General features: G+C 71.2%; 24 protein-coding genes and 3 tRNA genes. 9 read left to right on the top strand and 18 right to left on the bottom strand.

The features are described 5' to 3' along the window. Positions 1-46: 46 nt before the first annotated feature. The 7 genes from ACLL9L_RS11950 to ACLL9L_RS11920 form a co-directional block, all read right to left on the bottom strand. Positions 47-298, bottom strand: a complete 252-nt coding sequence (locus ACLL9L_RS11950; protein WP_411284882.1) for a hypothetical protein — start codon at positions 296-298, stop codon at positions 47-49. Next, positions 295-555, bottom strand: coding sequence for a DUF6360 family protein (locus ACLL9L_RS11945; RefSeq protein WP_411284881.1), 261 nt, complete (start codon positions 553-555; stop codon positions 295-297). Before ACLL9L_RS11945 ends, ACLL9L_RS11950 begins: the two co-directional genes overlap by 4 nt. Continuing rightward, positions 552-851: a hypothetical protein gene (locus ACLL9L_RS11940; protein ID WP_411284880.1), complete on the bottom strand. Its 300-nt coding sequence runs from the start codon at positions 849-851 to the stop codon at positions 552-554. Before ACLL9L_RS11940 ends, ACLL9L_RS11945 begins: the two co-directional genes overlap by 4 nt. A 103-nt stretch (positions 852-954) precedes the next feature. Then, positions 955-1,026, bottom strand: a tRNA-Val gene (locus ACLL9L_RS11935). 54 nt (positions 1,027-1,080) lie between these two features. Beyond that, positions 1,081-1,151: transfer RNA gene (locus ACLL9L_RS11930), tRNA-Cys, on the bottom strand. A gap of 20 nt (positions 1,152-1,171) precedes the next feature. Beyond that, positions 1,172-1,244, bottom strand: a tRNA-Gly gene (locus ACLL9L_RS11925). A gap of 101 nt (positions 1,245-1,345) precedes the next feature. Continuing rightward, complete coding sequence (locus tag ACLL9L_RS11920; protein WP_411284879.1) at positions 1,346-2,419, bottom strand: YihY/virulence factor BrkB family protein; 1,074 nt, start codon at positions 2,417-2,419, stop codon at positions 1,346-1,348. A 118-nt stretch (positions 2,420-2,537) separates the two neighbouring features. Here ACLL9L_RS11920 and ACLL9L_RS11915 point away from each other — a divergent pair, with 118 nt between their 5' ends. Further along, positions 2,538-4,184, top strand: a complete 1,647-nt coding sequence (locus ACLL9L_RS11915; protein ID WP_411284878.1) for an acyl-CoA dehydrogenase family protein — start codon at positions 2,538-2,540, stop codon at positions 4,182-4,184. A gap of 51 nt (positions 4,185-4,235) precedes the next feature. Here ACLL9L_RS11915 and ACLL9L_RS11910 read toward each other — a convergent pair whose 3' ends face one another. From ACLL9L_RS11910 to ACLL9L_RS11900, 3 genes are all read right to left on the bottom strand, one after another. Further along, complete coding sequence (locus ACLL9L_RS11910) at positions 4,236-4,727, bottom strand: beta-class carbonic anhydrase (protein ID WP_411284877.1); 492 nt, start codon at positions 4,725-4,727, stop codon at positions 4,236-4,238. Positions 4,728-4,832: 105 nt separating this feature from the next. Then, a complete protein-coding gene (locus ACLL9L_RS11905) occupies positions 4,833-5,294 on the bottom strand; it encodes a DinB family protein (protein ID WP_411284876.1) in 462 nt (153 codons plus the stop codon). 57 nt (positions 5,295-5,351) lie between these two features. Further along, positions 5,352-6,284, bottom strand: a complete 933-nt coding sequence (locus ACLL9L_RS11900; protein WP_411284875.1) for a PPK2 family polyphosphate kinase — start codon at positions 6,282-6,284, stop codon at positions 5,352-5,354. Positions 6,285-6,344: 60 nt separating this feature from the next. Here ACLL9L_RS11900 and ACLL9L_RS11895 point away from each other — a divergent pair, with 60 nt between their 5' ends. Beyond that, positions 6,345-7,100, top strand: a complete 756-nt coding sequence (locus ACLL9L_RS11895; protein ID WP_411284874.1) for a dihydrofolate reductase family protein — start codon at positions 6,345-6,347, stop codon at positions 7,098-7,100. Between the two features lie 12 nt (positions 7,101-7,112). Here the strand turns inward: ACLL9L_RS11895 and ACLL9L_RS11890 are convergent, their stop codons facing one another. Further along, positions 7,113-8,330, bottom strand: coding sequence for an alpha/beta hydrolase family protein (locus ACLL9L_RS11890; RefSeq protein ID WP_411284873.1), 1,218 nt, complete (start codon positions 8,328-8,330; stop codon positions 7,113-7,115). Positions 8,331-8,407: 77 nt separating this feature from the next. Between ACLL9L_RS11890 and ACLL9L_RS11885 the strand changes: the two genes are divergently transcribed. After that, the gene (locus ACLL9L_RS11885; protein ID WP_411284883.1) at positions 8,408-9,448 is read left to right on the top strand and encodes an ATP-dependent DNA ligase; all 1,041 of its coding nucleotides are present in this window, start codon (positions 8,408-8,410) and stop codon (positions 9,446-9,448) included. A gap of 7 nt (positions 9,449-9,455) precedes the next feature. Here ACLL9L_RS11885 and ACLL9L_RS11880 read toward each other — a convergent pair whose 3' ends face one another. Then, the gene (locus tag ACLL9L_RS11880; RefSeq protein ID WP_411284872.1) at positions 9,456-9,911 is read right to left on the bottom strand and encodes an ankyrin repeat domain-containing protein; all 456 of its coding nucleotides are present in this window, start codon (positions 9,909-9,911) and stop codon (positions 9,456-9,458) included. Positions 9,912-9,930: 19 nt separating this feature from the next. Then, positions 9,931-11,070: a non-homologous end-joining DNA ligase gene (gene ligD / locus ACLL9L_RS11875; protein WP_411284871.1), complete on the bottom strand. Its 1,140-nt coding sequence runs from the start codon at positions 11,068-11,070 to the stop codon at positions 9,931-9,933. A 197-nt stretch (positions 11,071-11,267) separates the two neighbouring features. Between ligD and ACLL9L_RS11870 the strand changes: the two genes are divergently transcribed. From ACLL9L_RS11870 to ACLL9L_RS11860, 3 genes are all read left to right on the top strand, one after another. After that, positions 11,268-14,315 carry an endonuclease/exonuclease/phosphatase family protein gene (locus ACLL9L_RS11870; protein WP_411284870.1) on the top strand — a complete coding sequence of 1,016 codons (3,048 nt, stop codon included), beginning with the start codon at positions 11,268-11,270 and terminating at the stop codon, positions 14,313-14,315. Between the two features lie 138 nt (positions 14,316-14,453). Next, on the top strand, positions 14,454-14,879 hold the full coding sequence (msrB, locus tag ACLL9L_RS11865; protein ID WP_411284869.1) for a peptide-methionine (R)-S-oxide reductase MsrB: 426 nt from the start codon (positions 14,454-14,456) through the stop codon (positions 14,877-14,879). A 209-nt stretch (positions 14,880-15,088) separates the two neighbouring features. Next, positions 15,089-15,736, top strand: coding sequence for a GPR1/FUN34/YaaH family transporter (locus ACLL9L_RS11860; protein ID WP_411284868.1), 648 nt, complete (start codon positions 15,089-15,091; stop codon positions 15,734-15,736). A gap of 77 nt (positions 15,737-15,813) precedes the next feature. On the opposite strand, the gene ACLL9L_RS11855 is transcribed toward ACLL9L_RS11860, so the two are convergent. From ACLL9L_RS11855 to hemG, 3 genes are read right to left on the bottom strand one after another with little or no spacing between them, the layout of a single operon-like run. Continuing rightward, a complete protein-coding gene (locus tag ACLL9L_RS11855; RefSeq protein WP_411284867.1) occupies positions 15,814-16,542 on the bottom strand; it encodes a flavodoxin family protein in 729 nt (242 codons plus the stop codon). A gap of 28 nt (positions 16,543-16,570) precedes the next feature. Beyond that, entirely contained in the window at positions 16,571-17,272 is a 702-nt protein-coding gene (gene hemQ, locus ACLL9L_RS11850; RefSeq protein WP_411284866.1) for a hydrogen peroxide-dependent heme synthase, read from the bottom strand. A gap of 7 nt (positions 17,273-17,279) precedes the next feature. After that, positions 17,280-18,737: a protoporphyrinogen oxidase gene (hemG, locus tag ACLL9L_RS11845; protein ID WP_411284865.1), complete on the bottom strand. Its 1,458-nt coding sequence runs from the start codon at positions 18,735-18,737 to the stop codon at positions 17,280-17,282. A gap of 140 nt (positions 18,738-18,877) precedes the next feature. Between hemG and ACLL9L_RS11840 the strand changes: the two genes are divergently transcribed. Beyond that, the gene (locus ACLL9L_RS11840; protein WP_411284864.1) at positions 18,878-19,855 is read left to right on the top strand and encodes a DUF4349 domain-containing protein; all 978 of its coding nucleotides are present in this window, start codon (positions 18,878-18,880) and stop codon (positions 19,853-19,855) included. A gap of 64 nt (positions 19,856-19,919) precedes the next feature. On the opposite strand, the gene hemE is transcribed toward ACLL9L_RS11840, so the two are convergent. Both hemE and ACLL9L_RS11830 read right to left on the bottom strand, forming a co-directional pair. After that, positions 19,920-20,987 (bottom strand): uroporphyrinogen decarboxylase, encoded by a 1,068-nt coding sequence (gene hemE / locus ACLL9L_RS11835; protein ID WP_411284863.1) that lies wholly within the window; start codon positions 20,985-20,987, stop codon positions 19,920-19,922. Between the two features lie 44 nt (positions 20,988-21,031). Then, on the bottom strand, positions 21,032-21,856 hold the full coding sequence (locus ACLL9L_RS11830) for an EamA family transporter (protein WP_411284862.1): 825 nt from the start codon (positions 21,854-21,856) through the stop codon (positions 21,032-21,034). Positions 21,857-21,918: 62 nt separating this feature from the next. On the opposite strand from ACLL9L_RS11830, the gene ACLL9L_RS11825 reads away from it, so the two are divergent. Beyond that, a complete protein-coding gene (locus ACLL9L_RS11825; protein WP_411284861.1) occupies positions 21,919-22,503 on the top strand; it encodes a DUF3000 domain-containing protein in 585 nt (194 codons plus the stop codon). A 31-nt stretch (positions 22,504-22,534) separates the two neighbouring features. After that, positions 22,535-23,905: an HRDC domain-containing protein gene (locus ACLL9L_RS11820; RefSeq protein ID WP_411284860.1), complete on the top strand. Its 1,371-nt coding sequence runs from the start codon at positions 22,535-22,537 to the stop codon at positions 23,903-23,905. Positions 23,906-23,998 lie beyond the last annotated feature (93 nt).

Genomic DNA, 23,998 nt, shown 5'->3' with positions numbered 1-23,998 from the left:
GTACTCGGTCACGGTGCTTCTCCCTGCTCCGTGGTGTCGTCGGTTCTCACGTCGCCTCCTCGCCGGCCTCGATGACGAGGACCGAGGGGAGGGTGCCGAGGAACAGCGCGACCGCGTACAGCTCATTCACGGGCCACGGCGCCTGGTTGTCCATGCGTTTTTGGACCCTCAGGACGCTGATCCCGGTCCAGTCGGCGACGTCCGACGCGGTGGCTCCCTTGTCGTGGAGCCGGCTTCGGATGACGTCGTTCAGGCGCTCCTCGAGCGGGCTGACCCTGCTGACCGTCGCGCCGCTCACGATGCAGCCTCGACGATGTCCGCGGCCTTGAGGAGCGCCTGAGCCATGTCGCGGGCCTGAGCGGCGGTGAGGCTGACGTCATCTGCGAACACGGTGACGGTGACGCCGTTGTCCTCGGAGTCCTCGATGACGACCTGGACCCCACGCTCGCGCAAAATCAGCCCCTGGCAGGCGTCGTGCTCCTGGATGAACGTCGCCGGGTCAGCGTCGTCGTGGACGTGATCGGTACACCACGAGGCGTGTGTCATGGTGGTCATCGGATCTGCCCCTCAGCCTGAGCCACGAGGAACAGGATCTCGAGGGCGTAGGAGTGCGCCTCCCTGACGGTGAGGTAGTGCCCGACCTCCTCGTCGTAGCCGATGTGGACATGAGGTTGGCCGGCGACGTCGGAGAGCACGGCCGCCATGTACGGCTTCCGGTAGGAGTCGTCCGTGAGGCGCACGGACGACTCGCCGCTGATCGTGACCTGGCGTTCCTTGCCGAGGCAGGCGATCTCGTCGTGGGCGCGGGCACACCATCGGGTGTGCGTGGCGGTGAAGGGTTGTGCGGTCATGGCTGGTGTCTCTCCCTCGCTAGATGCACACAAGGTGCACGCGGGGCCAAAACGAAAGGCCCCTAGTCTGCGTTTCCGCAGGTCAGGAGCCGTTTCGTGTCGGTGGGCGATACTGGGTTTGAACCAGTGACCTCTTCCGTGTCAAGGAAGCGCGCTACCACTGCGCCAATCGCCCCGGATCGAGCTTCGGGCCTTGTTTTTAGCGTGAACTTGGGTAAACGTATACGTGAGGTGGAGACGGGATTTGAACCCGTGTACGCGGCTTTGCAGGCCGCTGCCTCGCCTCTCGGCCACTCCACCGTGAAGGCGTCAAGCCTCCGAGCGGACAACCGGGCTCGAACCGGCGACCTCAACCTTGGCAAGGTTGCGCTCTACCAACTGAGCTATGTCCGCGTAAACATCAGCGGTGTAACTTCCCCGCTCGATGCTTTGTAGACATTAGCGGATTCTCCGCACGTTTCCAAAACCGGATCGGGGGGCTTCTGGGGTGCCGCTCACGACGCTTGACGACGCGACTCTGCGGCCGCTCCGGACGCCCTACCCGACCACGACCCGTCGATGTACTGCTGCTCCTGCGCGAGCAGCTCCTCGTCCACCGCCGGGTCCTGCCCGTAGTCCAGCGGCGATCGACGTCGCTCCACCTCCTGCCTCGCCCACGCCACCAGGCGGGCGCTGGAGCTGACCCGCGTCTCGACCGGCCACACCACCCGGGTCGCCGCGTTGAGCCCGGCCCCGATGAGGACCGCGATGGCCAGCGCGTAGAGCCAGATGAGGATGACGATGGGCGCCGACAACGGGCCATATATCGACGTCCCGTCGAGCGAGGCCCCCACCGCCCCGCGGACGACGAAGGAGGCCAGCACCCAGATCACCAGCGCGAGCACCGCCCCCGGCAGGTCGCGCCACCACCGGGACCGGTGCGGCGTCGAGATGTGGAACAGCGTGGTCAGCGCACCGATGGTCGCCACGACGACGACCGGCCAGTAGAGGACCCCGAGGAACCGCACCCGCTCGGGCAGCCAGCCGTCGATGACCGTCGGGCCGATGAGCACGAGCGGGATGATCAGCACGCCGAAGACGAGGGCGATGAGGTAGAGCGAGAAGGACAGCGCGCGCGTCCGCACGATCCCCCGGACCCCGCTCTGCCCGTACATGATCGAGATCGTGTCGACGAAGACGTTGAGGGCGCGCGAGCCCGACCACAGGGCGAGCAGGAACCCGATGGACACGAGGTCGAACCGGCCGCCGCGGAACACGTCGTCGACGGTCGGGACGAGCACGGAGGTGATGCTCTGCTCGGTGAGGAACTGCGCGGCATACCCGCTGATCGCGTGTGTCACCTCGGCGACGGCGTTGGTGCCCAGCCACTGCCCGACGTAGCCCACCCCGCCGAAGAGCGCGAGGACGAGTGGCGGCAGTGACAGGAGCATGAAGAACGCCGCCTCGGAGGCCAGCCCCGTCACCCGGTAGCGCAGGCACGCGCGGATCGTCTCCAGGACCAGCCGCGCACTGGTCGTCGCGCCCTGGACCTTGTCCAGTTCGCGCCGGAGCCGGGCTCTGATCGTCATCGAGCCCCACGCTAGCGGCGAGACCGGCCGGTGCCGGCGTGTGACACGGGCAGCGGGTGTCACGGAAGCGCAAAGGAATCCGCCGGGTCAGGGGGGCCGGGACGACTAGCCTCACCATGTGGCGACGCACGTGGTGACGAACCAGGTCCCGGCTCTGACGGCATACGACCTCTTCGGCCGCGATGCCGTCCTCGTGGAGGCGATGGACCGCTGGGGCGACCCCGGCGATCTCGGCGGCCTGCACGACCTCGGCCAGCGGGCCGGTTCGGCGCAGGCGATGGAGTGGGGAGACCAGGCCGACCGCAACGTTCCGCGGCTGCGGACCCACGCGCCGAGCGGCGAACGCCTCGACGACGTCGAGTTCCACCCGGCGTGGCACTCCCTCGTCGAGGTCGCCGTCGGTGCAGGGCTGACCGCCGAGCCGTGGACGAGGCCCGCCGGCAGCGCGGCGCACCTGCGACGGGCCGTCGGCTTCCTGGTCTGGAGCCAGGTCGAGGCGGGCCACGGCTGCCCGGTCTCCATGACGTATGCCGCGGCGCCGGCCCTGCTGACCGACCCCACCCTCGCGGCGGTGTGGGTCCCCAAGCTCGCCTCGCGAGACTACGAGCCGGCGCTGCGGCCGGTCGGCGCGAAGCGCGGGGCACTGTCCGGCATGGGGATGACGGAGAAGCAGGGTGGCTCCGACATCCGCTCCAACACCACGCAGGCCTTCGCGACCCCGGGCGGGCCCCTTCCGGGCGAGACCTATCGACTGACCGGGCACAAGTGGTTCTGCTCGGCCCCGATGAGCGACGTGTTCCTCATGCTCGCGCTGACGCCCGCCGGGGTGACCTGCTTCGTCGTGCCCCGCGTGCTCGAGGACGGGACGCGCAATCCCTTTGCGCTGCAACGCCTCAAGGACAAGCTCGGCAACCGCTCCAACGCCTCGTCCGAGGTCGAGCTCGACGGCACGTGGGGCTCTCGTCTCGGCGAGGAGGGACGCGGCGTGCGCACCATCATCGACATGGTCTCGGCAACGCGCCTCGACTGCGTCCTCGGCTCCGCCGCCACCATGCGCCAGGCGCTCGTCCGCGCCGTCCACCACACGCGACACCGCAGCGCCTTCGGGCACCTCCTCGTCGACCAGCCGCTGATGCGCAACGTCCTGACCGACCTCGTACTGGAGTCCGAGGCGGCGACCCTGCTCGCGACCCGGCTGGCGCACGCCGTCGACGAGGGTGACACCGCGTTCTCCCGGCTGGCCGTTGCCGTCGGCAAGTACTGGGTCTGCAAGCGGACCGCGCCGATGGTCGCCGAGGCGCTGGAGTGCCTGGGCGGCAACGGTTACGTCGAGGAGAACGGCCTGGCACGGCTCTACCGCGAGGCGCCGCTGAACTCGATCTGGGAAGGCTCGGGCAACGTCAACGCCCTCGACGTCCTGCGCGCCGTCACCCGAGAGCCACAGGCGCTCGACGCCTTCGAGAAGGAGCTCACCCTCGCCCGCGGTCTCGACCGTCGCCTCGACGAGGCCATCGACGGTGCCATGACGCAGGCCCACGGCGTCCTGACGGGCGACGCGGTCGCGGCCCAGGCCGGCGCCCGGCGGCTCGTCGAGGCCCTCGCCCTGGTGCTGCAGGCATCGCTCGTCGTGCGCTACTGCCCCGCCCCCGTCGCGGAGGCGTTCGTGGCTAGCCGGCTCGGCGGAGCGAAGGGTCAAACGTTCGGGACGCTGCCCCCCGACCTCGTCGGTGCGGGCGGCGCGATCATCGACCGCGCCTTCGCCTGACCCCTGCTGCCGAGGTGCAGGCGCAGGCCCCAGACGACGCTCGGACGGCGCTCAGACGACCTCGCGCAGACGGCCGTCGGTGACGTCGTAGATGAACCCGCGGACGCTGTGCTTCTTGGGGATGAAGGGGCTGCCCTGGACGCGGGCGAGGGACTGCCTCACGTCAGCGTCGAGGTCGGAGAACGCCTCTGCAGCCCACTCCGGCTTGATGCCGGTCTCTTCCTGGATCGACTGCTTGAACTCGTCGTCGGTGAAGGTCAGCATCCCGCAGTCGGTGTGGTGGATGAGGATGATCTCCTCGGTCCCGAGCAGCCGCTGGCTGATCGACAACGAGCGGATCTCGTCTGCCGTGATCACGCCGCCCGCGTTGCGGATGACGTGGGCATCGCCCTCCGAGAGGCCGAGCAGGCCGTAGGGGTTGAGGCGGGCGTCCATGCAGGCGACGATCGCGATCTTGCGCGCGGGGGGCAGCGGGAGGTCGCCCTTGGTGAAGGACGAGGCATACGCCTCGGCGCTCTCGAGGAGCTCGTCGGTCGTGGACATGCGGGACTCCCGGGGTCGAAGGGGCAGCGAACGAGAAACGCAGTGAGTGAGAACCTAAGTGTCCCCGGGCAGGAAGTATAGGCTTCAACCATCGGCTGAGACGGCTCACTCCCCCGTCGGGCCGCCGTGCAGCTCGCAGACGATGTCGAGGTGACCGACGTGTCGGGCGAACTCCTGGATGACGTGCAGCAGCACCCTCTCGAGCGATGCCGGGTCGGCGCCGGCCCAGCGCTCACCGGGCGCCCCGACGTCCGTCAGCGCGTGCTGCATGACGATTGCCCGGGTGCGCTCCCCGCCTGCCGTCAGGGCACCGAGCAGCCCCTCGAGTGACTCCTGCGGAGCGACGAACCAGCGTCCGTCGCGTCTGTCCGACCACGGGTCGTCGACCTCGAGTCCCGCGAAACCCCAGACGAGCCAGCGGCGTTCGACGTTGACAAGATGTTTGATGAGCTCCAGGGGCGTCCAGCCCGAGCCGACGAGACTGGTTCTCAGCTGATCGTCGGAGAGACCGGCGGCCTTGGCCCGGACCACCGACCGGAAGTGGTCGAGATAGTCGAGCAGCACCACACGGCGGTCCCCGCGAGGGCTGGTGGGCTCAGGGAAGGGGACGGTCACGGCCGGTGGTCAGCTGGCGTCGAAACGGGCCAGCTCTGCCTCGACGTCGATCCCCATGTCGGGCCATTCCGGCGCCATGGCCTCGAGCCGGTCGAGCAGGAGGCGCTGCACGGCATACCGGGCGTACCACTTCTTGTTCGCGGGCACGACATGCCATGGGGCGCCCTTGGTCGAGCACTTCGTGAGCGCGACCTGGTAGGCCTCCATGTAGTCGGGCCACAGCTGACGCTCGTCGATGTCGGCGCGGTTCCACTTGTAGTGCTTGTCTGGCCGCTCCAGCCGCTGGGTGAGCCGGGCCTTCTGCTCGTCCGCGGAGACGTGCAGCATGACCTTGATGATCTCGGTGCCCGAGCCGACGACCTGGCGTTCGAAGGCGTTGATCTGGGCGTAGCGCTTTGACCACTCGGCCTGCGGCACGAGCTCGTGGACGCGGACGACGAGCACGTCCTCGTAGTGCGAGCGGTCGAACACGCCGACCGTGCCCGCGTGCGGCAGCGCGGCGCGGATCCGCCAGAGGAAGTCGTGCTGACGCTCCTGCTCGGTGGGCGCCTTGAACGCGGTCGTCCGCACGCCTTCGGGGTCGACGGCCCCAACGACGTGGCGCATGATGCCACCCTTGCCGGACGTGTCCATGCCCTGGATGACGAGCAGGAGGGCCCGCTTGCTGCCGGCCCTCGACTCCGCGAAGAGCCGTTCCTGCCACTCCCCCACCTCGGGCGCGTGCAGGGCCAGTGCCTCCGTCCCGGCCGACTTTCCGCCCGAGAACCCCGGTGTCGACTCGCAATCCACCTCCGCGAGGACGAAGCCCTTGTCGACGCGGAGCAGGTCCGACATCGAGGGCTCGCCGACGACCTGCACCTCCTCGGCATCCAACGGCAGGACGGCTGCCTCAGCGGCCTCGGTCGTCTTCTTCGCATGCTTTCGTGACGTCTTGTGGCCCATCCGGTCATCCTGCCCTACCGCGCCGGTGAACGGCGGGCGGCGACTCGGCATACTCGCGGCATGCGCCTGCTGCTCGCCGACTCCCCTGTCACCGACGCCCCCACCCTTGGCTCCGGCCTGGAGGACGCCGCCCTCGCCGCCGCGTACGCCGTGCCCCGCACCTCCCGGCGGTGGCTCCGCGCCAACTTCGCGTGCAGCGTGGACGGCAGCGTGACCGGCGCCAACGGCCAGTCGGGGTCGATCAACACCGAGGCCGACCACATCGTCTTCGAGCTCCTGCGCGCCCTCAGCGACGTCGTGGTCGTCGGCGCCGGCACCGCACGGCAGGAAGGCTATCCGGCCCTGACGGTGGACGACCGGTGGCGCGCTGCGCGGGCCGACGCGGGGTTGAGCCCGGCCCTTCCGCTGGTCGTCGTCTCGGCACGCGGCCAGGTGCCGCCGAGGCTCGTCGAGGCCGAGGGGGGCACCGTCCTCCTCGTCACCCACGGCGGCTCCGAAGGGCTGGACTCCGCGCGCGAACAGCTCGGCACGGAGCACGTCCTCGTGTGCGGCCAGGGCCACGTCGACCTCGTGGGGCTGATGGACGAGCTGGCCGAGCGGGGCTGGACGCGGGCGCTGACCGAGGGCGGCCCGCGCCTGCTCGGCTCGTTCCTCGCGGCGGGTCTCGTCGACGAGCTGTGCCTGTCGGTGACGCCGCGGGTCGTCGTCGGTGACGGGCCCCGCATCTCGACGGGCGGCGGGCGCGACGACGCGTTCACACCGCGGGTCCTCGTCGAGCAGGACGGCACCCTGATGGGCCGGTGGCTGCGCGCCTGAGCGGGCTGTCCCTCAGCTGCAGTGCCCGACCGGGGCCCCCGACTGCTGACGTCCGGGCTGCAGGAAGTCGGCCAGGACCCGCTCCCAGCGCTGCGGGTCGAGGTTCCACTCCTTGCAGTGCCGCGCGGTGTCCCAGCGTTCGAGGGTGACGAGGTCCGGCCTCGCCGCGGCCAGGGCGATCGACGGGCCGACCGGGACGAACTCGTCATCGATCGAGTGGTGGATCAGCATCCGGTGGCCGATCTCGTCGGCCCGGGCGACCCAGTTGGTCCGCGCGACGTCGACCGGGTCGTGCACCCCGGCCAGGCGCCTCGTCGCCCGGCGCCCCATGACCAACGAGCCCATCCAGCCGAAGACCTGCGGCACGCGGCGCAGGCGCGCGTGATGGGTCAGGACGTCGCCCCAGTCGACGACGGGCGAGTCGAGGAAAACGGCCTCGACGAGGTCGCTGAGCCGCGACTGGTTGAGGGTCTGCAGCGTGATCGCCCCACCCATCGACCAGCCGCCGAGGACGAGTGCCTCGGCGCCGTGCTGCACGGCATACTGCATGGCCGCCTCGACGTCGCGCCACTCGCTCAGCCCGAGGTTGTACCGCCCGTCCGGAGCCGGCGGGGCGCCGGCGTCGTTGCGGTAGGAGATGACGAGGGTGGTGTAACCCAGGCGGCGCAGCGTCGGCAGCGCACGCAGGCACTCCTCGCGCCGCGCCCCGCGGCCGTGGACGAGGACGGCCCAGCGGCCGGTGGGCCGCTCCGGCTCGAGCAGCCAGGCCGGCATCGGGCCGAGCTCGCTCTCGACGGTGACGTCACGGGAGGGGAGGTCCATGCTGCGTGCGGGCGAGTCCCAGTAGTAGTAGGCGTTCCAGCGGGCCGGACCGGGGGCGAGGTGGCCGCGATCGACGCTGAGCAGCTTGCGCACGACGGTCCCCGCCTCCTCGTCGGACCGGATGACGTCGCCGACCCGGGCATGGCCGGACCCGCCGTCGAGCCAGAGACCGTAGCGACCCGCCACCGTCGTCTCGGGGCCGAGCTGGAGGGTGACCTCGTCGTCGTGGACGGCGAGCACCACGGTGTCGTCGGGCCGGCGCGAGTCCGGGGTGAGCACCTTGCGGGCGAAGACCGTCGCGCCGGCGAGGGAACCACCGAGGGCGACGCCGAAGGCTGCGGCGCCGGAGATCCCGGTCACCCGGGCGGCACGACGCCGTCTTTCCGTGGCCTGCTTCGTGGATGACACGGGCTCATCGTGTCAGGCGGGGCCGCTGGCACCACAATGGGCGGGTGGACCAGCCGATCGACCTGCCCATCCAGCCCATGCTCGCCAAGGCGGTCAAGGGAGTGCCCGCCGCGGACAGTGTCCCGGGCGGGCTGCTCTACGAGCCGAAGTGGGACGGCTTCCGGTGCCTCATCGTGCGGGACGGCGATGAGATCGAGCTCGCCAGCCGCGGGAGCAAACCGTTGACCCGCTACTTCCCCGAGGTCGTCGAGCACGTGCGTCGTCTGCTGCCCGACAAGTGCGTCGTCGATGCAGAGATCGTCGTCCGGACCGGCTCACCCGGCGCGGAGCGGCTGCACTGGGAGCACCTTTCGCAGCGGATCCACCCTGCGGAGTCCCGCATCCGCAGGCTCTCGGTCGAGACGCCCGCCGAGCTCGTCTGCTTCGACCTGCTCGCGCTCGGCAGCGCGTCGCTGCTCGACGTGCCGTTCCGCGACCGGCGGACTCGGCTGGAGCAGGCCCTGTCGGGACTCACGGACGACGACCCGATCCACCTCACCCAGGTCACCACCGACGCCGACGTCGCCCGCACCTGGTTCGAGCGCTTCGAGGGAGCCGGCCTCGACGGGGTCGTCGCCAAGCCGCTCGACCAGCCGTATGCCCCGGGCAAGCGGACGATGCTCAAGGTCAAACACCACCGGACGGCCGACGCCGTCGTCTACGGCTACCGCGTGCACAAGTCCGGGCAGGGTGTCGGGTCGCTGCTCCTCGGGCTCTTCACCGAGCAGGACGGTGCGGACCGGCTGGTCGGCGTCGGCGGGATCGCGGCCTTCACCAACCTGCGCCGGCTGGAGCTCGTCGAGGAGTTCGAGCCGCTCGTCGTGCGCGACGAGGACGGCACGGTGCTGGACGCGGCCACCGACCGGTCCCGGTTCTCCGGTAGCAAGGACGTGTCCTTCGTGCCGGTCCGTCCCGAGCGGGTCGTCGAGGTGGCCTTCGACCAGATGGAGGGAGTGCGCTTCCGCCACGCTGTGACCTTCCTGCGCTGGCGGCCCGACCGGGAGGCGACGTCCTGCCGGCTCGACCAGGTCGACCGGGCGCCCGCATACGACCTCGCCGAGGTCCTCGCGGCCCCCTGACCCGGCGTCACCCGTCGGACGAGAGCAGGGCGCTCATCCGGGGTAGGGCGAAGAAGTCCGCCACAGCGGGCGCGTTGGGCGATCCCAGCTGTGGGTCGGCGCCGGCCGCGAGCAGGTCGGCGACGATCTCGCCCTGGTCCCGGAACACCGCGGCGACCAGCGCGGTCTGGGCGCGCTCGTTGATCCGGGCCGTGTCCGCACCCCGCTTCAGCAGCGCGCGGACGAGGTCGGCGTGCTCGTGGTAGGCCGCCAGGATGAGCAGCGTGTCGCCCTTGCTGTTGGTGAGGTTCACCGGCAGGCCGCGGTCGAGATAGCCGACCACCGTGCCGGTCTCGCCCTCGCGGGCCAGGTCGAAGACCGAGGTGAGGAAGGCGAGCTGGGCGTCGGTCAGCTCGGCGACAGGCTCGGCGGCAGGCTCGGCATCAGGGTCCGGTGGCGGGGTCGTCGTGGGGTCGTCGTCCATGCCGCCATCGTAGGTCGGGTCACTCGCTCGTCCGGCGCGGCCGGCGGGCACCTCTCGAGCCACCCTCGGGCGGCTCCTCGGGGTTGTCGCGCAGGTAGCCGCCCTGCGACGGGTGGTAGTCCTCGTCCTCGTAGCGCTTCTTCGACGGCTGCACCCGCGGCGGCTCCCCCGGCATCTTCGGATAGTCCGGGGGGAAGTTCAGCTCCGGCAGCCCGTCCGCCGCGTCGCGCTCCCACCATGCCAGCGCCGGCCCGAGGTCTCCGGCGGTCGACGCGATATCACCCCACGGATCTGCTTGGGAGGCAACGAGATCCGGCACGGTCTCGACCGTGAAGTCCCCCGGGGTGAGGCCCCCGAGGTCGTCCCAGCCGCACGGCATACTCACCGGCGCTCCGGGCAGCGGACGAGGACTGTAGGCCGACGCGATGGTGCGGTCGCGGTTGGCCTGGTTGAAGTCGACGAAGATCTTGTCCCCGCGCTGCTCCTTCCACCACGCCGTCGTGACGAGGTCCGGCAGCCGCCGCTCGAGCTCGCGGGCGATCGCGATGACGCCGTGCCGCACGTCGAGGAACTCGTGGTCGGGACGGATCCGGCTGTAGACGTGGATGCCCCGGTTGCCGGACGTCTTGGGGTATGCCGTGAGCCCGACGTCGGTGAGGACCTCACGCAGCGTCGTGGCCGCCCTGACGACCTCGCCGAAGGTGCGGCCGGGCTGCGGGTCGAGGTCGATCCGCAGCTCGTCCGGGTTGTCGAGCGCTCCCGGGGCGGCCGAGACGGTGACCGGCCACGGGTGGAAGGTGATGGTGTTCATCTGCACGGCCCAGACGGCCGTCGCCAGCTCGTCGATGACTAGCTGGGGGTGCTGGCGACCGGAGGGGTAGGTCACCGTCACGCTCGAGGCGTAGTCGGGGACGCCCTTCGGGGGGTTCTTAGAGTAGAACTCCTCCCCCTCGATGCCCGTCGGGAAGCGCTGCAGGGTGACGGGGCGGTGTCCGGCGAGCGCCAGGAACCGGTCGCCGACGGCGAGGAGGTAGGTCGCGAGGTCGAGCTTCGTGATGCCGGCATCCGGCCACAGCACCCGGGTCGGGCTCGAGATCCGGACCGCGCGCGTCACGTCGTCCGGGCCGGGAACCTCGAGGACGGTCGCGTCGGCTGCCATGTGGCCAGCGTAGAGGTTGCCTCCTCCGAGGCGTCGCCCATCCTTGACCTGCTGTTTACCTCCCGTCGGATCGCGAGAGGACGTCGCCGACGTAGGTTCGAGCATCCTGCGGAATGTCCTGACACCCCACGTGGACTCCTCGGGACGTCGTCCCAGCGGCAGCCACCCTGCCCCCCCACGAACCCGAACGGGAACCCATGTCCGTCCTGCACCGAGGCGCCGTCGCGGCGCTGTCCACCGTCGCCGTCGTCAGCACCGGTCTCGCCTTCTCCCCCAGCGCGCAGGCCGTCGACGTGTCGTCCGACGTCGTCATCAGCGAGGTCTACGGCGGCGGCGGGAACTCCGCCGCGCCCTACCGCAACGACTTCATCGAGCTCTCCAACAAGGGCACTATCGCCGTGAGTCTGGACGGCTGGTCCGTGCAGTATGCCGGCGCGACCGGGACGGCGTTCGCCACCACCACCCTGACCGGCTCGATCGCCCCCGGGGGGTTCTACCTCGTCGCCGAGGCGGCGGGCGCCAACACCACCGCGCCGGCGCTGCCGACGCCGGACGTGGTCGGCACCCTCGCCATGAGCGCCGTGGGTGGCAAGGTCGCCCTCGTCAACGTGGGCACCGCCCTCACCGGCTGCGCCGCGGCCTGCTCCACGGCCGTCGGCGTCGTCGACTTCGTCGGCTACGGAGCCGCGAACGACGCGGCCGGCGGTCACCCGACACCGGTGACGTCGAACATCACATCGGCCCAGCGGACCCTCACCCCCTTCACCAACACCGGTGACAACCTCGCGGACTTCACCGTGGCGGCGCCCACCCCCAAGGCCGTGGGCGCCACGCCCCCCGCGGGCACGGACTGCTCGGCCACCCCCACTCCGGCAGAGTGCATCCCGGGACCGAGGACCGTCCAGGACGTCCAGGGCGACGGGTTCGTCTCGCCACTGGACAGGACCACCGTCGAGAAGGTGGCCGGCATCGTCACGGCAGTGCGCACCTCCGGGCGGACGCGAGGGTTCTGGATCCAGCAGACCGCGCCGGACGCGGCCCGGACGTCGGCCTCCTCGGCGCTCTTCGTCTTCTCCTCCAGCGTCGTCCCCACCGTCGGCGACTCCGTCCTCGTCACCGGCGCCGTGTCGGACTTCTACCCGCTGCGCTCAGGTGAGACCGTCCGCACGACCGCCAACCTGTCGACGACGGAGGTCACCCCGACGACGGTCACCACGCTCAGCAGGGGCAACCCGATCCCAGCCGCACTGGCCCTGACCCCGACCACGGTGCCCGACGCCTACGCCCCGGTCGTCGCCGGCGGCAACGTCGAGTCAATCACCACCGTCAACCCGGCCGCGACGGCGATGGAGTTCTGGGAGGCCCACGAGGGCATGCTCGTCCAGGTCAGCGATGCCCGCGTCATCGGCCCGGGAAAGCCGAGGTTCGGCGAGATCTACGTGACGACCAGGCCGGCCGACCACGCCACCCCCCGCGGCGGCACCTACCTCGGTGGCTACACCGACGTCCCGACCGGTCGCCTCCGCATCTCCCCCACCAACGGGCTCGTCCCCGCGGCCAACGTCGGCGACGAGCTGACCGGCGTCACCAGCGGCCCGGTCGAGGGGTCGGGCTTCGGGGGTTACGGCATCGCCGCCACCACACTCGGCGCCCACCGGGACAACCACCTGGCCGCCAGCACGGCACGACCCGCCGCGGCCGACCGGCTCTCGGTCGCGACCTACAACGTCCAGAACCTCGCTCCCGGCGACACGGACGCCAAGTACGCCCAGCTCGGCGCCGGTGTCGTCACCAACCTGAAGTCCCCCGACGTCATCACCCTGGAGGAGATCCAGGACAACAGCGGCGCCACCAACGACGGCACGGTCGCCGCCGAGGTCACCCTCAGCAAGCTCGCCGCAGCGATCACGGCTGCCGGCGGCCCGGCATACACGTGGTCCGGGATCGACCCCGTCGACGGCCGGGACGGCGGACAGCCGGGCGGCAACATCCGGGTGGCCTTCCTCTACAACGCCGAGCGCGTCACCCTGGCACCCGGGACCAAGGGCGACTCGACGACAGCGGTGACCGTGGCCACCACCCCCGACGGCACGGCCGGTCTCTCGCTCAACCCGGGCCGGGTCGACCCGACCAACCCGGCCTGGACCAGCTCCCGCAAGCCACTCGCAGGGGAGTTCCTCTTCCAGGGCAAGAAGGTCATCGTCGTGGCCAACCACTTCAACTCCAAGGGTGGTGACCAGAGCGCCGACGGTCGTTTCCAGCCGCCGGACCGCAGCTCCGAGGTGCAGCGCGGCCAACAGGCCACCGTGCTGAACACCTTCGTCAAGCAGGTGCTCGCGGCCGACCCCGGCGCCAACATCGTGATCGCGGGCGACCTCAACGACTACCAGTTCTCCCCATCCATGCAGCGGCTGACGGACAACGGTGCGACCCTGACCGACCTCATCACCACGCTGCCGGCGAACGCGCGCTACACCTACGTCTTCAACGGCATCTCGCAGGTCCTCGACCACATCCTCCTGTCGAAGGCGGTCACGGACGCCGAGTACGACGTGGTCCACGTCAACGCCGAGTTCTCGGTGCAGTCCTCGGACCACGACCCGCAGGTGACCCGCATTCGGCCGAGCGTCCGCACCGGCACCGTGGCCCTCGACCCGGCCTCGGTGGTCGTCGGTGGCAGCGTGCAGGTCGCCCTCTCCGGCTGGTACCCCAACCGGGCCTTCTCCGTCTCGCTCGACGCGGCGGTGGCCGGCACGGTGACCACGGACGGCACCGGCGCCGCGACGTTCGCCTTGCCGATTCCCACGGTCACCACCACCGGTGCGCACACCGTGACGGTCGCCAGTGCTGACGGCGCCACCGCCTCGGCCCCCCTGAGCGTCAAGGCGGTGCCGGTCAGGCTCGGCACCGTGGCGCTCTCCCCGGCGAGGCAGGATGCCGGCAAGTCCGTGGGGGTGAGGATGGATGGGTTCGCACCGAACGCGCCGCTGTCCGTCTCGATCGACGGCGGGCCGCCGCTCGCGTCGGTGACCACGGACGCGTCGGGACACGCCAGGTCCGCGATTGCCGTCCCGCGCACAACCAGCGTCGGCACCCATCAGGTCCGCGTCACGGCCAGCGACGGCGGGAGCGTCTCGGCCGCCCTCCAGGTCCGGACTGACTGCGTGCCGAAGCCGGGCCCGCACGCCACCTGGGTCGAGAACGTCACCTGGCTGATCGCCGTGATCGCCGGCTGGGCCTGCTGACCCGGGGGATGTTCGCGAGGTTACCGAGGGATGACGTGGGGGTGGGGCGGGGAACGATCCCCCGGCATGCTGTTGTTGTCAGGAAGGACCTGTCGTCAAGAATGACTGCGGAGTCACCGCGCACCCGAGGAGAGCCCCGTGAAGAAGGACCAGACCAAGAGCACGTATGCCGTGAGCAAGACCGACGAGCAGTGGCGCGCCGAGCTGACCCCCGCCGAGTACGACGTGCTGCGCAAGGCGGGGACCGAGCGGGCCTTCGTCGGTGAGTACACCGACACCTCGACCGAGGGCGTCTACTCCTGCCGGGCGTGCGGCAGCGAGCTGTTCCGCAGTGACACGAAGTTCGAGTCGCACTGCGGTTGGCCGTCCTTCTTCGCCCCTCTCGCCGAGGACCGGGTCGAGTACGTCGTGGACCGCAGCTTCGGGTCCACGAGGACCGAGGTGCGGTGCGGGAACTGCGGCTCACACATGGGCCACGTCTTCGAGGGTGAGGGCTACGGCACCCCCACGGACCAGCGGTACTGCATCAACTCGATCAGTATCACCTTGGAGCCCAAGGCCTGAGCGGCCCTGGCCCCACGCTGGCGCGACGACGGGTTACCTCTCCGTAGGCCTCACGCGAGCCCACCCTCGGAGAGGTAGCGGGACAGGATCGACCTGCCCAACCGGGCATCTGTCTCCGCTGATCGGGCAGGTGACGGCATACTGTGTGACCCTCCACACTTCTGGCACGGGCCATGGCGGTCCGGTTCATCCCAGTGAGGAGCATGGCCTTGAGCACGGAAACCGCCGTCGCAGCCGACGTTGCTGCACAATCCCCTGTAGCGCCACCCGGGAACCCCGCCCTTCTTGGTCTTCCGACCTTCCTGCCGAGCGGCATCACGCTCGGGCTCTGGCTGGTGGGCTACCTCGACACCGCCACGAACGCGGGCGGCATGATCCCCGTCACCTTTTTCTCTGCCGGCATCTTCCTGCTCATTGCGGCGGTCTGGGCGAGTCGGCTCGGCCAGAGTGCGGTGGCCGGCATCTTCGGCACCTTTTCGGCATTCTGGATGAGCTTCGCGGTCCTGCTCCTGGCGATCGTCAACGGCTGGCTGGGGCTCTCGAAGGACGCCGCGGTCGCCGCGACGCAGATCCAGAACATCCAGGCGGCGTACGTCCTCTCCTTCCTGATCGTCTTCGCCCTCCTGACCCTGGCCACGCTCCGCCTGCCCATGGCGTTCACCCTCGGCTTCGTCCTCGTCACCGTGACGTTCGCGTTCGTTCTCGCGTTCGTCCTGACTGGCGCCAAGCTGTGGGCCACGCTCGGCGGGATCACCTGCTTTGGCTTCTGCGCAGTCTTCGCCTACATCTTCTATGACGCGATGACCCAGGAGCTGGGCGGCAAGGCGCTCACCCTCGGCGCGCCGATGCAGCGATAACCCTCAAGAGGACCTCGTCCGGCGCACCGCAGGGCAATCGCCTTTGTGGTGCGCCGCACGGGTGCTCTTGGCTGGTTCTAGCGGTACTCGGGGTTCGGCTTCACGAAGTCGAACCGCTCGCCGTCGTCCCAGGCCGAGCGCTGGTTGCCGTAGGCCGGGATGCCGCCGGCCGTGCGGATCATCCGGGCAACGTGCATGAGGTTCCACGTCATGAACGTCGTGTTCCGGTTGGTGAACTCGTTCTCCGGCCCGCCTGATCCCTCGTCGAGGTAGGACGGTCCGGGGCCGACCTCGCCGATCCAGCCGGCGTCCGCCTGGGGCGGAATCGTGTAGCCGAGGTGTTGCAGGCTGTAGAGGATGTTCATCGTGCAGTGCTTGACGCCGTCCTCGTTGCCGGTGATCAACGCACCTCCGACCCGACCGTAGAAGATGTACTGCCCCTGCTCGTTCAGCTGCCCCGACTGGGCGTACAGGCGCTCGATGGCCCGCTTCGTCATGCTCGAGTTGTCGCCCAGCCAGATCGGCCCGGCGATGACGAGGATGTCGCTAGCCTTGACCCGGTCCCAGATCTGCGGCCACGCGTCGGTCTGCCAACCGTGCTCGCGCATGTCTGGATAGGTGCCCGTGGCGATGTCGTGGTCGATCACCCGGAGGACCTCAACGTCGACGCCGTGCTTGCGCATGATCGAGGCGCTGACCTCGATGAGCCCCTCGGTGTTCGACGTCTCCGGGGACTTCTTGAGCGTCCCGTTGAGGAACATCGCCCGGAGGCCGCTGAAATCCCGGTCCTGCGTCACATCAGCCATGGTTCAAGCCTATCCACGGGGTGCAGCCTCAGCGCAGCGAGGCCACCATCTCGGCGACCTCGACGCGCGGGCCGGTGTAGAAGGGGACCTCCTCGCGCACGTGCAACCGGGCCTTGGCCGCCCGCAGCTCGCGCATCAGGTCGACGATCCGGTGCAGCTCATCGGCCTCGAACGCGAGGATCCACTCGTAGTCACCGAGCGCGAACGCCGAGATCGTGTTGGCCCGCACGTCGGGGAAGTCGCGCGCCATCTGGCCGTGCTCGACGAGCATGTCCCGCCGCTCGGTCCCGTCGATGAGATACCAGTCGTAGGACCGGTTGAACGGGTAGACGCAGACGTAGGCCTTCGGCTCCTCCCCCGCGAGGAACGCCGGCACGTGGCTCTTGTTGAACTCGGCCGGACGGTGCAGGGCCGCCACCGACCACACCGGGTCGAGCGCGTGACCGAGCTCGGTCTGCAGGAAACGGTGGTAGGCCGCCTGCAGCTGCTCGATCGTCTCGGCGTGCCACCAGATCATGACGTCGGCCTCGGCCCGCAGACCGGCAACGTCGTAGACCCCCCGCACGACGACGCCCTCCGCCTCGAGGTCGGTGAAGAGCGCCGTGACCTCTCCGGAGATCTTGTCCCGGTCCTCGTCGAGCGGTTCGGCCGCCGCGAACACCGACCACATGGCATACCGGATCGTGTCGTTGATCTCGCGGACCTGGCTCGGGGACGGCTTACGGCTCATGCCCCCATCATGGCAAGTCACGGCCGCGCGTGAGCAGGTGGGTGGCCACGGAGCGAGCGGCCCGTCGCGCCGAGGCGATGCACGCCGGCACCCCGACCCCCTCGTATGCCGCACCCGCCAGCTCCAGCCCGGGGAGACGGGCGACGTCGGCCATGATCGAGGCCACCCGGTCGACGTGACCGACGGCATACTGCGGCAGCCCGCCGCCCCAGCGTTGGACGTGGGCGTCGACCGGCCGCGGGAGGGTGTGGCCCAGGACGGTGCCGAGGTCCGCGAGGGCGACGGCGACGAGGTCGGCGTCCTCGCGCTGGAGGGTGGCGGTCTCGCCCAGGCGTCCGACGGAGGCACGCAGGTGGACGACCTCGGGATCGAGGTCGTCCACCCACTGCCACTTCGAGGCCGAGAACGTCGCCGCCTTGATCGTGACGGGCTCCATCGGTGGCACGAGGAACCCCGACCCGGCGAGGTCGACGCCGTCGCTGCCCGCCGGCTCCGTCCGCAGGCCGGAGCGCGGCAGGGCCAGGGTGACGATGGCCATCGACGCATAGTCGATCGCCTGCAGCCGCCGCGAGGCGTGCGGTGCCACCTCGACCAGGAGCCGGCCCGTCGGTGCGGCCGGAACGGTGAGGACGACGGCATCCACCTCGAGGCGCTCGGGCGCGGTCGTCGGGCCGAGGACGAGGGCCCAGCCGTCGGGAGTGCGCTCCAGCTGGCGGACCGTGACACCGGTGCGGATCTCGATCCCGCTGGCCTGCAGTCGCCCTGACAGGTCCGCGACGAGACGTCCCAGGCCTCCGCGATAGCCCGCGAAGACCGGTCTCGCGCCCGCGGGGCCGCTCCCGGTGTTGTCGCTGCGACGGGCCACCTCGGCAGCCGTGTCGACGATCCCGGCACCGGTCCGGGCGGCGGCCCAGAGCTCCGGGACGGTGGCCCGCAGCGAGAGCCGGCGGGCGTGGCCGGCATACACGCCGGCGAGGAGCGGTTCGACGAGCCGGTCGACCACGGCGGCGCCGACCCGCGACTCGACGAAGTCGCCGACCGACACGTCCTCGGTCGATGTCGGGGTCGGGGGCTCTGACCGGAGCCGGGCGACCTCGGGCGCGGTGAGGATCCCGAGAGCCGAGTCGGGATCCGAGGGGACACCCATCAGGGTGCGGGGGGGCAGGGGCCAACGCCGTCCACGCGACCAGATCGAGGCGGGGGCGGGCGTGGGGTGGACGATGCCGTCGCTGAGCCCGGCTTCGGCGATGAGCTCGAGGGCCTCGGGGCGGCGGGCGAGCATCGACTCGGCACCCACATCGATCTGGTGCCCGGCGATCTCGGCGGATCGGAGCTTGCCACCCACGCACGCAGCGGCTTCGAGGACGACGATGTGGGCCGGTCCGGGCGTGCCGGCGAGCTGACGGCTCAGCTCCCAGGCAGCAGCGAGCCCGCTGATCCCGCCGCCGACGACGGCAATCCTCATGGCCCGCACGGCTCCAACGATGTCAGACCCCCTCCTGCGGACCTGACGCGGCCGGCGTCGGAACCGAGACCTCTTCCGGTGGAACGCTCCACGGCGCGCCGCGTGTCCTCTCGGTGAGACGACCCCACAGGAGGAACGACATGGCGATCCACCTCAACAGCCGAGCCGGCGCCGTCGCCAGTCTGGGGCTCGTGGTCGCCCTGGCGCTGGGCGCCTGCTCGTCGTCCGAATCCTCCGGTGCGGTGGGCTCAGCGGAGCCTGGCGCCGTGGCGCCGGGCGCCCTCCGGGACGCCACCTCGGGGGCGGCGAAGGACGCCCGGGCCCCCGCTGCGGTGGCCCCTGCCCCGGCGGCCCCCGCAGCGGGTCCTCCGGCCGCTCCCCAGGCTGCTGGGGCTGCGCCGGTGCAGACCCAGAAGCTGGCGCGCTCGGCCACCGTCCGGCTGGGCGTCAGCGACGTCGCGGCCGGTGCGTCGGGCGTCCGCGGCGTCGCGCTGGGGGCCGGTGGCTCGGTGACGGCCGAGGACATCGGCACCGCGGCCGGAGAGCGAGGTGGTGACCGGGGCACGATGACGCTCGCCGTCCCGGCCGACCGGCTCGACGCGGTGCTCGACCAGCTGGGCCTGCTCGGCTCCGTGGCCCAGCGCACCTTGACCAGCCAGGACGTGACCAGCGCCTACGTCGACACCGCGTCGCGGGTGGCGACGATGAAGGCGAGCGTTGACCGGCTCCGCGCTCTCGTCGCGCAGACGACGACAATCGCCCAGATCGTCGACCTCGAGACGGAGCTGTCGCGACGGGAGGCTGACCTCGAGTCGCTGCAGGCCACCCTGGCAACGCTCGACAAGCAGGTGGCGCTGTCCACGGTCACCGTGACGCTCACCCCGACGACCGCCGCGGCACCGGTCGTCGACGCGGGGTCAGGGTTCCTCGTGGGGATGCGTCACGGCTGGGACGCGTTCAGCTCCGCCGCCGTGGGCGTGCTCACCGCCCTCGGCGCGGTCCTGCCGTTCGCGGCGACGCTCGCCCTGCTCGGTCTGCCCGGGGTGGTCTGGTGGCGACGCCGGCTGCGCGCCGAGGTGCCGCCGCCGGCCGCCGTGGCAGCGGTGTCCGAGCAGTGAATCGAGACCTGCTGAGCCCCGGTGCGCTGAGGCTCAGAGCAACCGGGGCTCAGCGCACCGGGGCTCAGCGCACCGAGATCTCGTGGACGAGGGCGGTGATGCGGGTCAGCACGTCGGGGTCGACCTCCGGGAGCACGCCGTGGCCGAGGTTGAAGATGTGGCCTGGCGCCGCGATGCCTTCGGCGACGATCTCGCGGACCCTCGCCTCGATGACGTCCCACGGGGCGAAGAGGAGCGCGGGGTCGAGGTTGCCCTGTACGGCATACGCGGGACCGAGTCGGGCCACGGCGTCGGTGAGCGAGACGCGGAAGTCGACCCCGACGACCTCGGCGCCGGCCGCGCCCATCGCGGGGAGCAGCTCACCGGTCCCGACGCCGAAGTGGATCCGGGGCACGCCGAGGTCGGCGACCGCGGCGAGCGCCACGGCCGAGTGGGGTTGGACGAACCGCACGTAGTCCGAGACCGGCAGCGCCCCTACCCACGAGTCGAAGAGCTGGACGACGCTGGCCCCGGCCGAGGCCTGCACCCGCAGGAACATCCCGGAGATCTGGGCCAGCCGCTCGCAGAGGTCGTTCCACAGCTGCGGGTCGCCGTGCATCAGGGACTTGGTGTGCTCGTGGTTGCGGCTCGGACCCCCTTCGACGAGGTAGGACGCGAGGGTGAACGGGGCCCCCGAGAACCCGATGAGCGGCGTCTCCCCCAGCTCGGCGACGAGCAGGCGCACCGCCTCGGTGATGTCGGGGACGTGGTCGGGAGTCAGCTCGGGCAGTCGGTCGAGGTCGGCCCGGGTGCGGAACGGCCGCGCCACCACGGGTCCGGTGCCGGGGACGATGTCGAGGTCGACCCCGACCGCGGCCAACGGGACCACGATGTCACTGAAGAAGATCGCCGCGTCGACCCCGTGACGGCGCACCGGCTGCAGGGTGATCTCGGTGACAAGGTCGGGCCGGCGGCACGACTCGAGCATCGGGATGCCCTCGCGCACCGCGCGGTACTCCGGGAGCGAGCGCCCGGCCTGGCGCATGAACCACACCGGCGTCCGGCCGACCGGCTCCCGGCGGGCGGCGTGGACGAGGTCGCTCGTCGCCGGGCAGGCAGTGGCGGCAGGGGCATCGGGCGCGGCAGAGGTCACCCGGTCATCGTCCCATGCTTCGGGCAGGGCGCCCGGACCAGACCTCAGCCCGAGGCGAGCACCACGACACCGACGAGGGACAGAAGCACCCCGACGTTCTGGATCCCGGCCAGCCGCTCACCGAGGACGGCGCGCGCCAGCAGGATGGTCACGACGGGGTAGAGCGACCCGAGGACGCTCGCCACACTGACCATCCCCTGCGTCGCCGCGAGCGCGAAGAGGGCGTTGGCTGCCAGGTCGGCGACGCCGACGAGGACGAGGGCGGGCCAGTCGCGGCGCCCCACCCCGCCGAGCGTGCGACGCGCCAGCGCGACCACGGCATACAGGGTGGTGCTCGTCAGCCGCATCCCCCACAGGGTCGAGACGAGCGACTCGCGCGAGCCGCGGCTGATGAGGAAGAGCACCAGCCCGAAGCCGACCGCCGCGACGGCGGCCAGGACGATGGGCCGCGCGGGGAGGCCGCCGCGCAGCTCTGGTCCGCTCGCCAGCACCGCGCCGGCGACGGCGACCGCCATGCCGACCCAGGCGAGGGGGCTCGGGTCGTCGCCGCCGATGACCCCGAGGATGACGGGGACCGCGGCGCCGAGGGCCGCGATCGGGGCGACCACGCCCATGGTGCCGGTCGACAGGGCCGCATAGAAGGCCGCGAGCGCGACGGACCCGATGGCGCCGGCCGCGACGGCCCACGGGATCCACGCAGTGCCGGTCAGCGGGTGCCCCGCGAGGACGATGACGCTCAGGCTGGTCAGCCCGACGAGCTGCGACCACCCCACCACGGCCGCCGGCGGCAGGGTCCGCGAGCGCAGGCCCGCCACGAAGTCGCTCGTGCCCCAGAGCAGCGACGAGCACAGGGCGAGGAGGGCGGACACGGGCGACACGGTACCGGCGTGGCCTGCCCCCACAACACGCCCCCGCGACCTACTCTCAGGGGGTGCGTGGTCGAACCCTTCCAGGTGAGCAGTCCGCTGAGTTCACGCGGGCCGTCTCGGCCCTGCGTGATGCCCGGCTGCGGCCTGAGGTCCGGATCACCGAGGTGCCGGCGCCGCAACGCATTGCTCCGTACGCCGTGGCCCTCACGGCCGAGGTCGTGGCCTCCGCCTCCGACGACGAGGAGCTGGCCTCCGGCCGGTTCGTCCTGCTGCACGACCCGTCCTCCCCGCAGCCGTGGGAGGGCGAGTGGCGCGCGGTCACCTTCGCCCGGGCCGAGCTCGAGCCCGAGGTCGCCGGTGACCCGATGCTCGGCGCGGTCGGCTGGTCGTGGCTGATCGACGCCCTCGAGTCGCGCGGCGTCGACTACGGCGCCGAGGCCGGCACCGTGACCCGCGTCGTGTCCGAGAGCTTCGCCGGTCTGTCGGATCGCGAGCCCACCGTGGAGATGGAGGTCCGCGCGTCGTGGACCCCGCACGGCAGCGACCTCGGTGCCCACCTGCTGGCATGGTCCGACCTGTTGTGCACGATCGCCGGTCTGCCTCCGCTGCCGGACGGCGTCGTGGCCCTCCCCGGCCAGCGACGGTGACCCTCCGCGGCGACCGCATAGGGTCGGGGGCGTGAGCAGCGACACGACTCGACCCCGCGCGGGTGACGGCGACCCCGAGCGGACGGACGCGTCCGAGACCGGCGGGACGTCACCCGAGCTGAGCGTGGCTCCCGCGGTCGTCGACGAGGCCGACTGGGTCGACCCGGTCGCCGAGGAGGCGGACGGGGAGGGCGAGTTGGATCCCGACCGGGTCCTCATCCCCCTGCTGTCTCCCGTCGGAGGGGTGCCCGACATCGTCGTCGACGAGCACCGTCTGGTCGAGGCCGGTCAGGCCCTCGCTGCCGGGAGCGGACCGGTCGCCATCGACGCGGAGCGCGCCTCCGGCCACCGCTACGGACAGAAGGCCTACCTCATCCAGCTGCGCCGAGAGGGCTCGGGCAGCTGGCTCATCGACCCGATCGCCTGCCCCGACCTCGGTCCCGTGGCGCAAGGGATCGGCGACGCCGAGTGGGTGCTCCATGCCGCGACGCAGGACCTCGTCTGCCTCGCCGAGGTGGGCCTTCGACCGGCGCGGCTCTTCGACACCGAGCTCGGTGCGCGGCTGGTCGGCCTGCCCCGGGTCGGCCTGGGCGCCGCCGTGGAGCACTATCTCGGTCTGTCCCTCGCCAAGGAGCACTCGGCGGTGGACTGGTCGACTCGCCCGCTGCCCGAACCGTGGCTGCGTTACGCCGCGCTCGACGTCGAGGTCCTCATCGAGCTGCGCGACGCCATCGCCGCCGACCTCGAGAGCCAGGGCAAGTCGGAGTGGGCGAGGCAGGAGTTCGAGGCCCTGTTGTCCTTCGCCGGTCCGCCGCCGCGGGTCGACCCCTGGCGGCGCACGTCCGGCATGCACAAAGTCCGCAAGCGGCGGGCGGTGGCCATCGTCCGCGAACTGTGGCAGACGCGCGACCGGCTGGCCGAGCAGCGGGACACCTCGCCCGGCCGCGTCCTGCCCGACGTCGTCATCGTCGAGCTGGCCCTCGCCTCGCCGAGCTCGCCGGCCGAAATCGAGGGTGTGCGTGAGCTGCGGTCGGCGCGTCGCAACGTCCGGGCGTGGATCGACGCGATCCACCGGGCCAACGCCGTGCCCGAGGCCCAGCTGCCCCCGCTGAACCTCCCCGGGGTGGGTCCGCCGCCACCTCGGGCCTGGGCCGACCGCGACCCGGTCGCGGCCGCCCGGCTCGCCCAGAGCCGCGAGGCGCTGGCGGCGTTCTCGCAGGAGCACTCAGTGCCAGCAGAGAACCTCCTGACCCCGGACGTCATGCGCCGTGCGCTGTGGACCCCGCCCGCCGCCCCGGACGAAACGAGCTTCCGCTCGGCGCTCGAGAGGATGGGGGCGCGTAACTGGCAGATCGACATCGCCGCGCCTATCCTCGCGCAGGCCTGTTCCGACCACGCCTGACCCGTGCGCGGTGCCCAGCGGGATCTGGTCCGGAAGCGGACAGGGCAGCTGGCACGGCGGACCGCGCCGCAATAGAGTCGTCCGCAGGTTTGA

Origin of the sequence: Lapillicoccus sp., assembly GCF_046595215.1 — a bacterium.
Taxonomy (GTDB): Bacteria; Actinomycetota; Actinomycetes; order Actinomycetales; family Dermatophilaceae; genus Lapillicoccus.
The sequence above is the reverse complement of the archived record's forward strand: the minus strand, read 5'-3'. Positions and strand labels throughout refer to the sequence as shown.

What these genes read in the sequence shown, in the direction of transcription:
- ACLL9L_RS11910 (WP_411284877.1), bottom strand. Translation starts at nt 4,727, where the DNA reads ATGTCCACGACCGACGAGCTCCTCGAGAGCGCCGAGGCGTATGCCTCG.
- ACLL9L_RS11870 (WP_411284870.1), top strand. Translation starts at nt 11,268, where the DNA reads ATGTCCGTCCTGCACCGAGGCGCCGTCGCGGCGCTGTCCACCGTCGCC.
- ACLL9L_RS11900 (WP_411284875.1), bottom strand. Translation starts at nt 6,284, where the DNA reads ATGGGCCACAAGACGTCACGAAAGCATGCGAAGAAGACGACCGAGGCC.
- ACLL9L_RS11885 (WP_411284883.1), top strand. Translation starts at nt 8,408, where the DNA reads ATGCTCGCCAAGGCGGTCAAGGGAGTGCCCGCCGCGGACAGTGTCCCG.
- ACLL9L_RS11895 (WP_411284874.1), top strand. Translation starts at nt 6,345, where the DNA reads ATGCGCCTGCTGCTCGCCGACTCCCCTGTCACCGACGCCCCCACCCTT.
- ACLL9L_RS11945 (WP_411284881.1), bottom strand. Translation starts at nt 555, where the DNA reads ATGACCACCATGACACACGCCTCGTGGTGTACCGATCACGTCCACGAC.
- ACLL9L_RS11855 (WP_411284867.1), bottom strand. Translation starts at nt 16,542, where the DNA reads ATGGCTGATGTGACGCAGGACCGGGATTTCAGCGGCCTCCGGGCGATG.
- ACLL9L_RS11840 (WP_411284864.1), top strand. Translation starts at nt 18,878, where the DNA reads ATGGCGATCCACCTCAACAGCCGAGCCGGCGCCGTCGCCAGTCTGGGG.
- ACLL9L_RS11920 (WP_411284879.1), bottom strand. Translation starts at nt 2,419, where the DNA reads ATGACGATCAGAGCCCGGCTCCGGCGCGAACTGGACAAGGTCCAGGGC.
- hemG (WP_411284865.1), bottom strand. Translation starts at nt 18,737, where the DNA reads ATGAGGATTGCCGTCGTCGGCGGCGGGATCAGCGGGCTCGCTGCTGCC.
- hemQ (WP_411284866.1), bottom strand. Translation starts at nt 17,272, where the DNA reads ATGAGCCGTAAGCCGTCCCCGAGCCAGGTCCGCGAGATCAACGACACG.
- ACLL9L_RS11880 (WP_411284872.1), bottom strand. Translation starts at nt 9,911, where the DNA reads ATGGACGACGACCCCACGACGACCCCGCCACCGGACCCTGATGCCGAG.
- ligD (WP_411284871.1), bottom strand. Translation starts at nt 11,070, where the DNA reads ATGGCAGCCGACGCGACCGTCCTCGAGGTTCCCGGCCCGGACGACGTG.
- ACLL9L_RS11940 (WP_411284880.1), bottom strand. Translation starts at nt 851, where the DNA reads ATGACCGCACAACCCTTCACCGCCACGCACACCCGATGGTGTGCCCGC.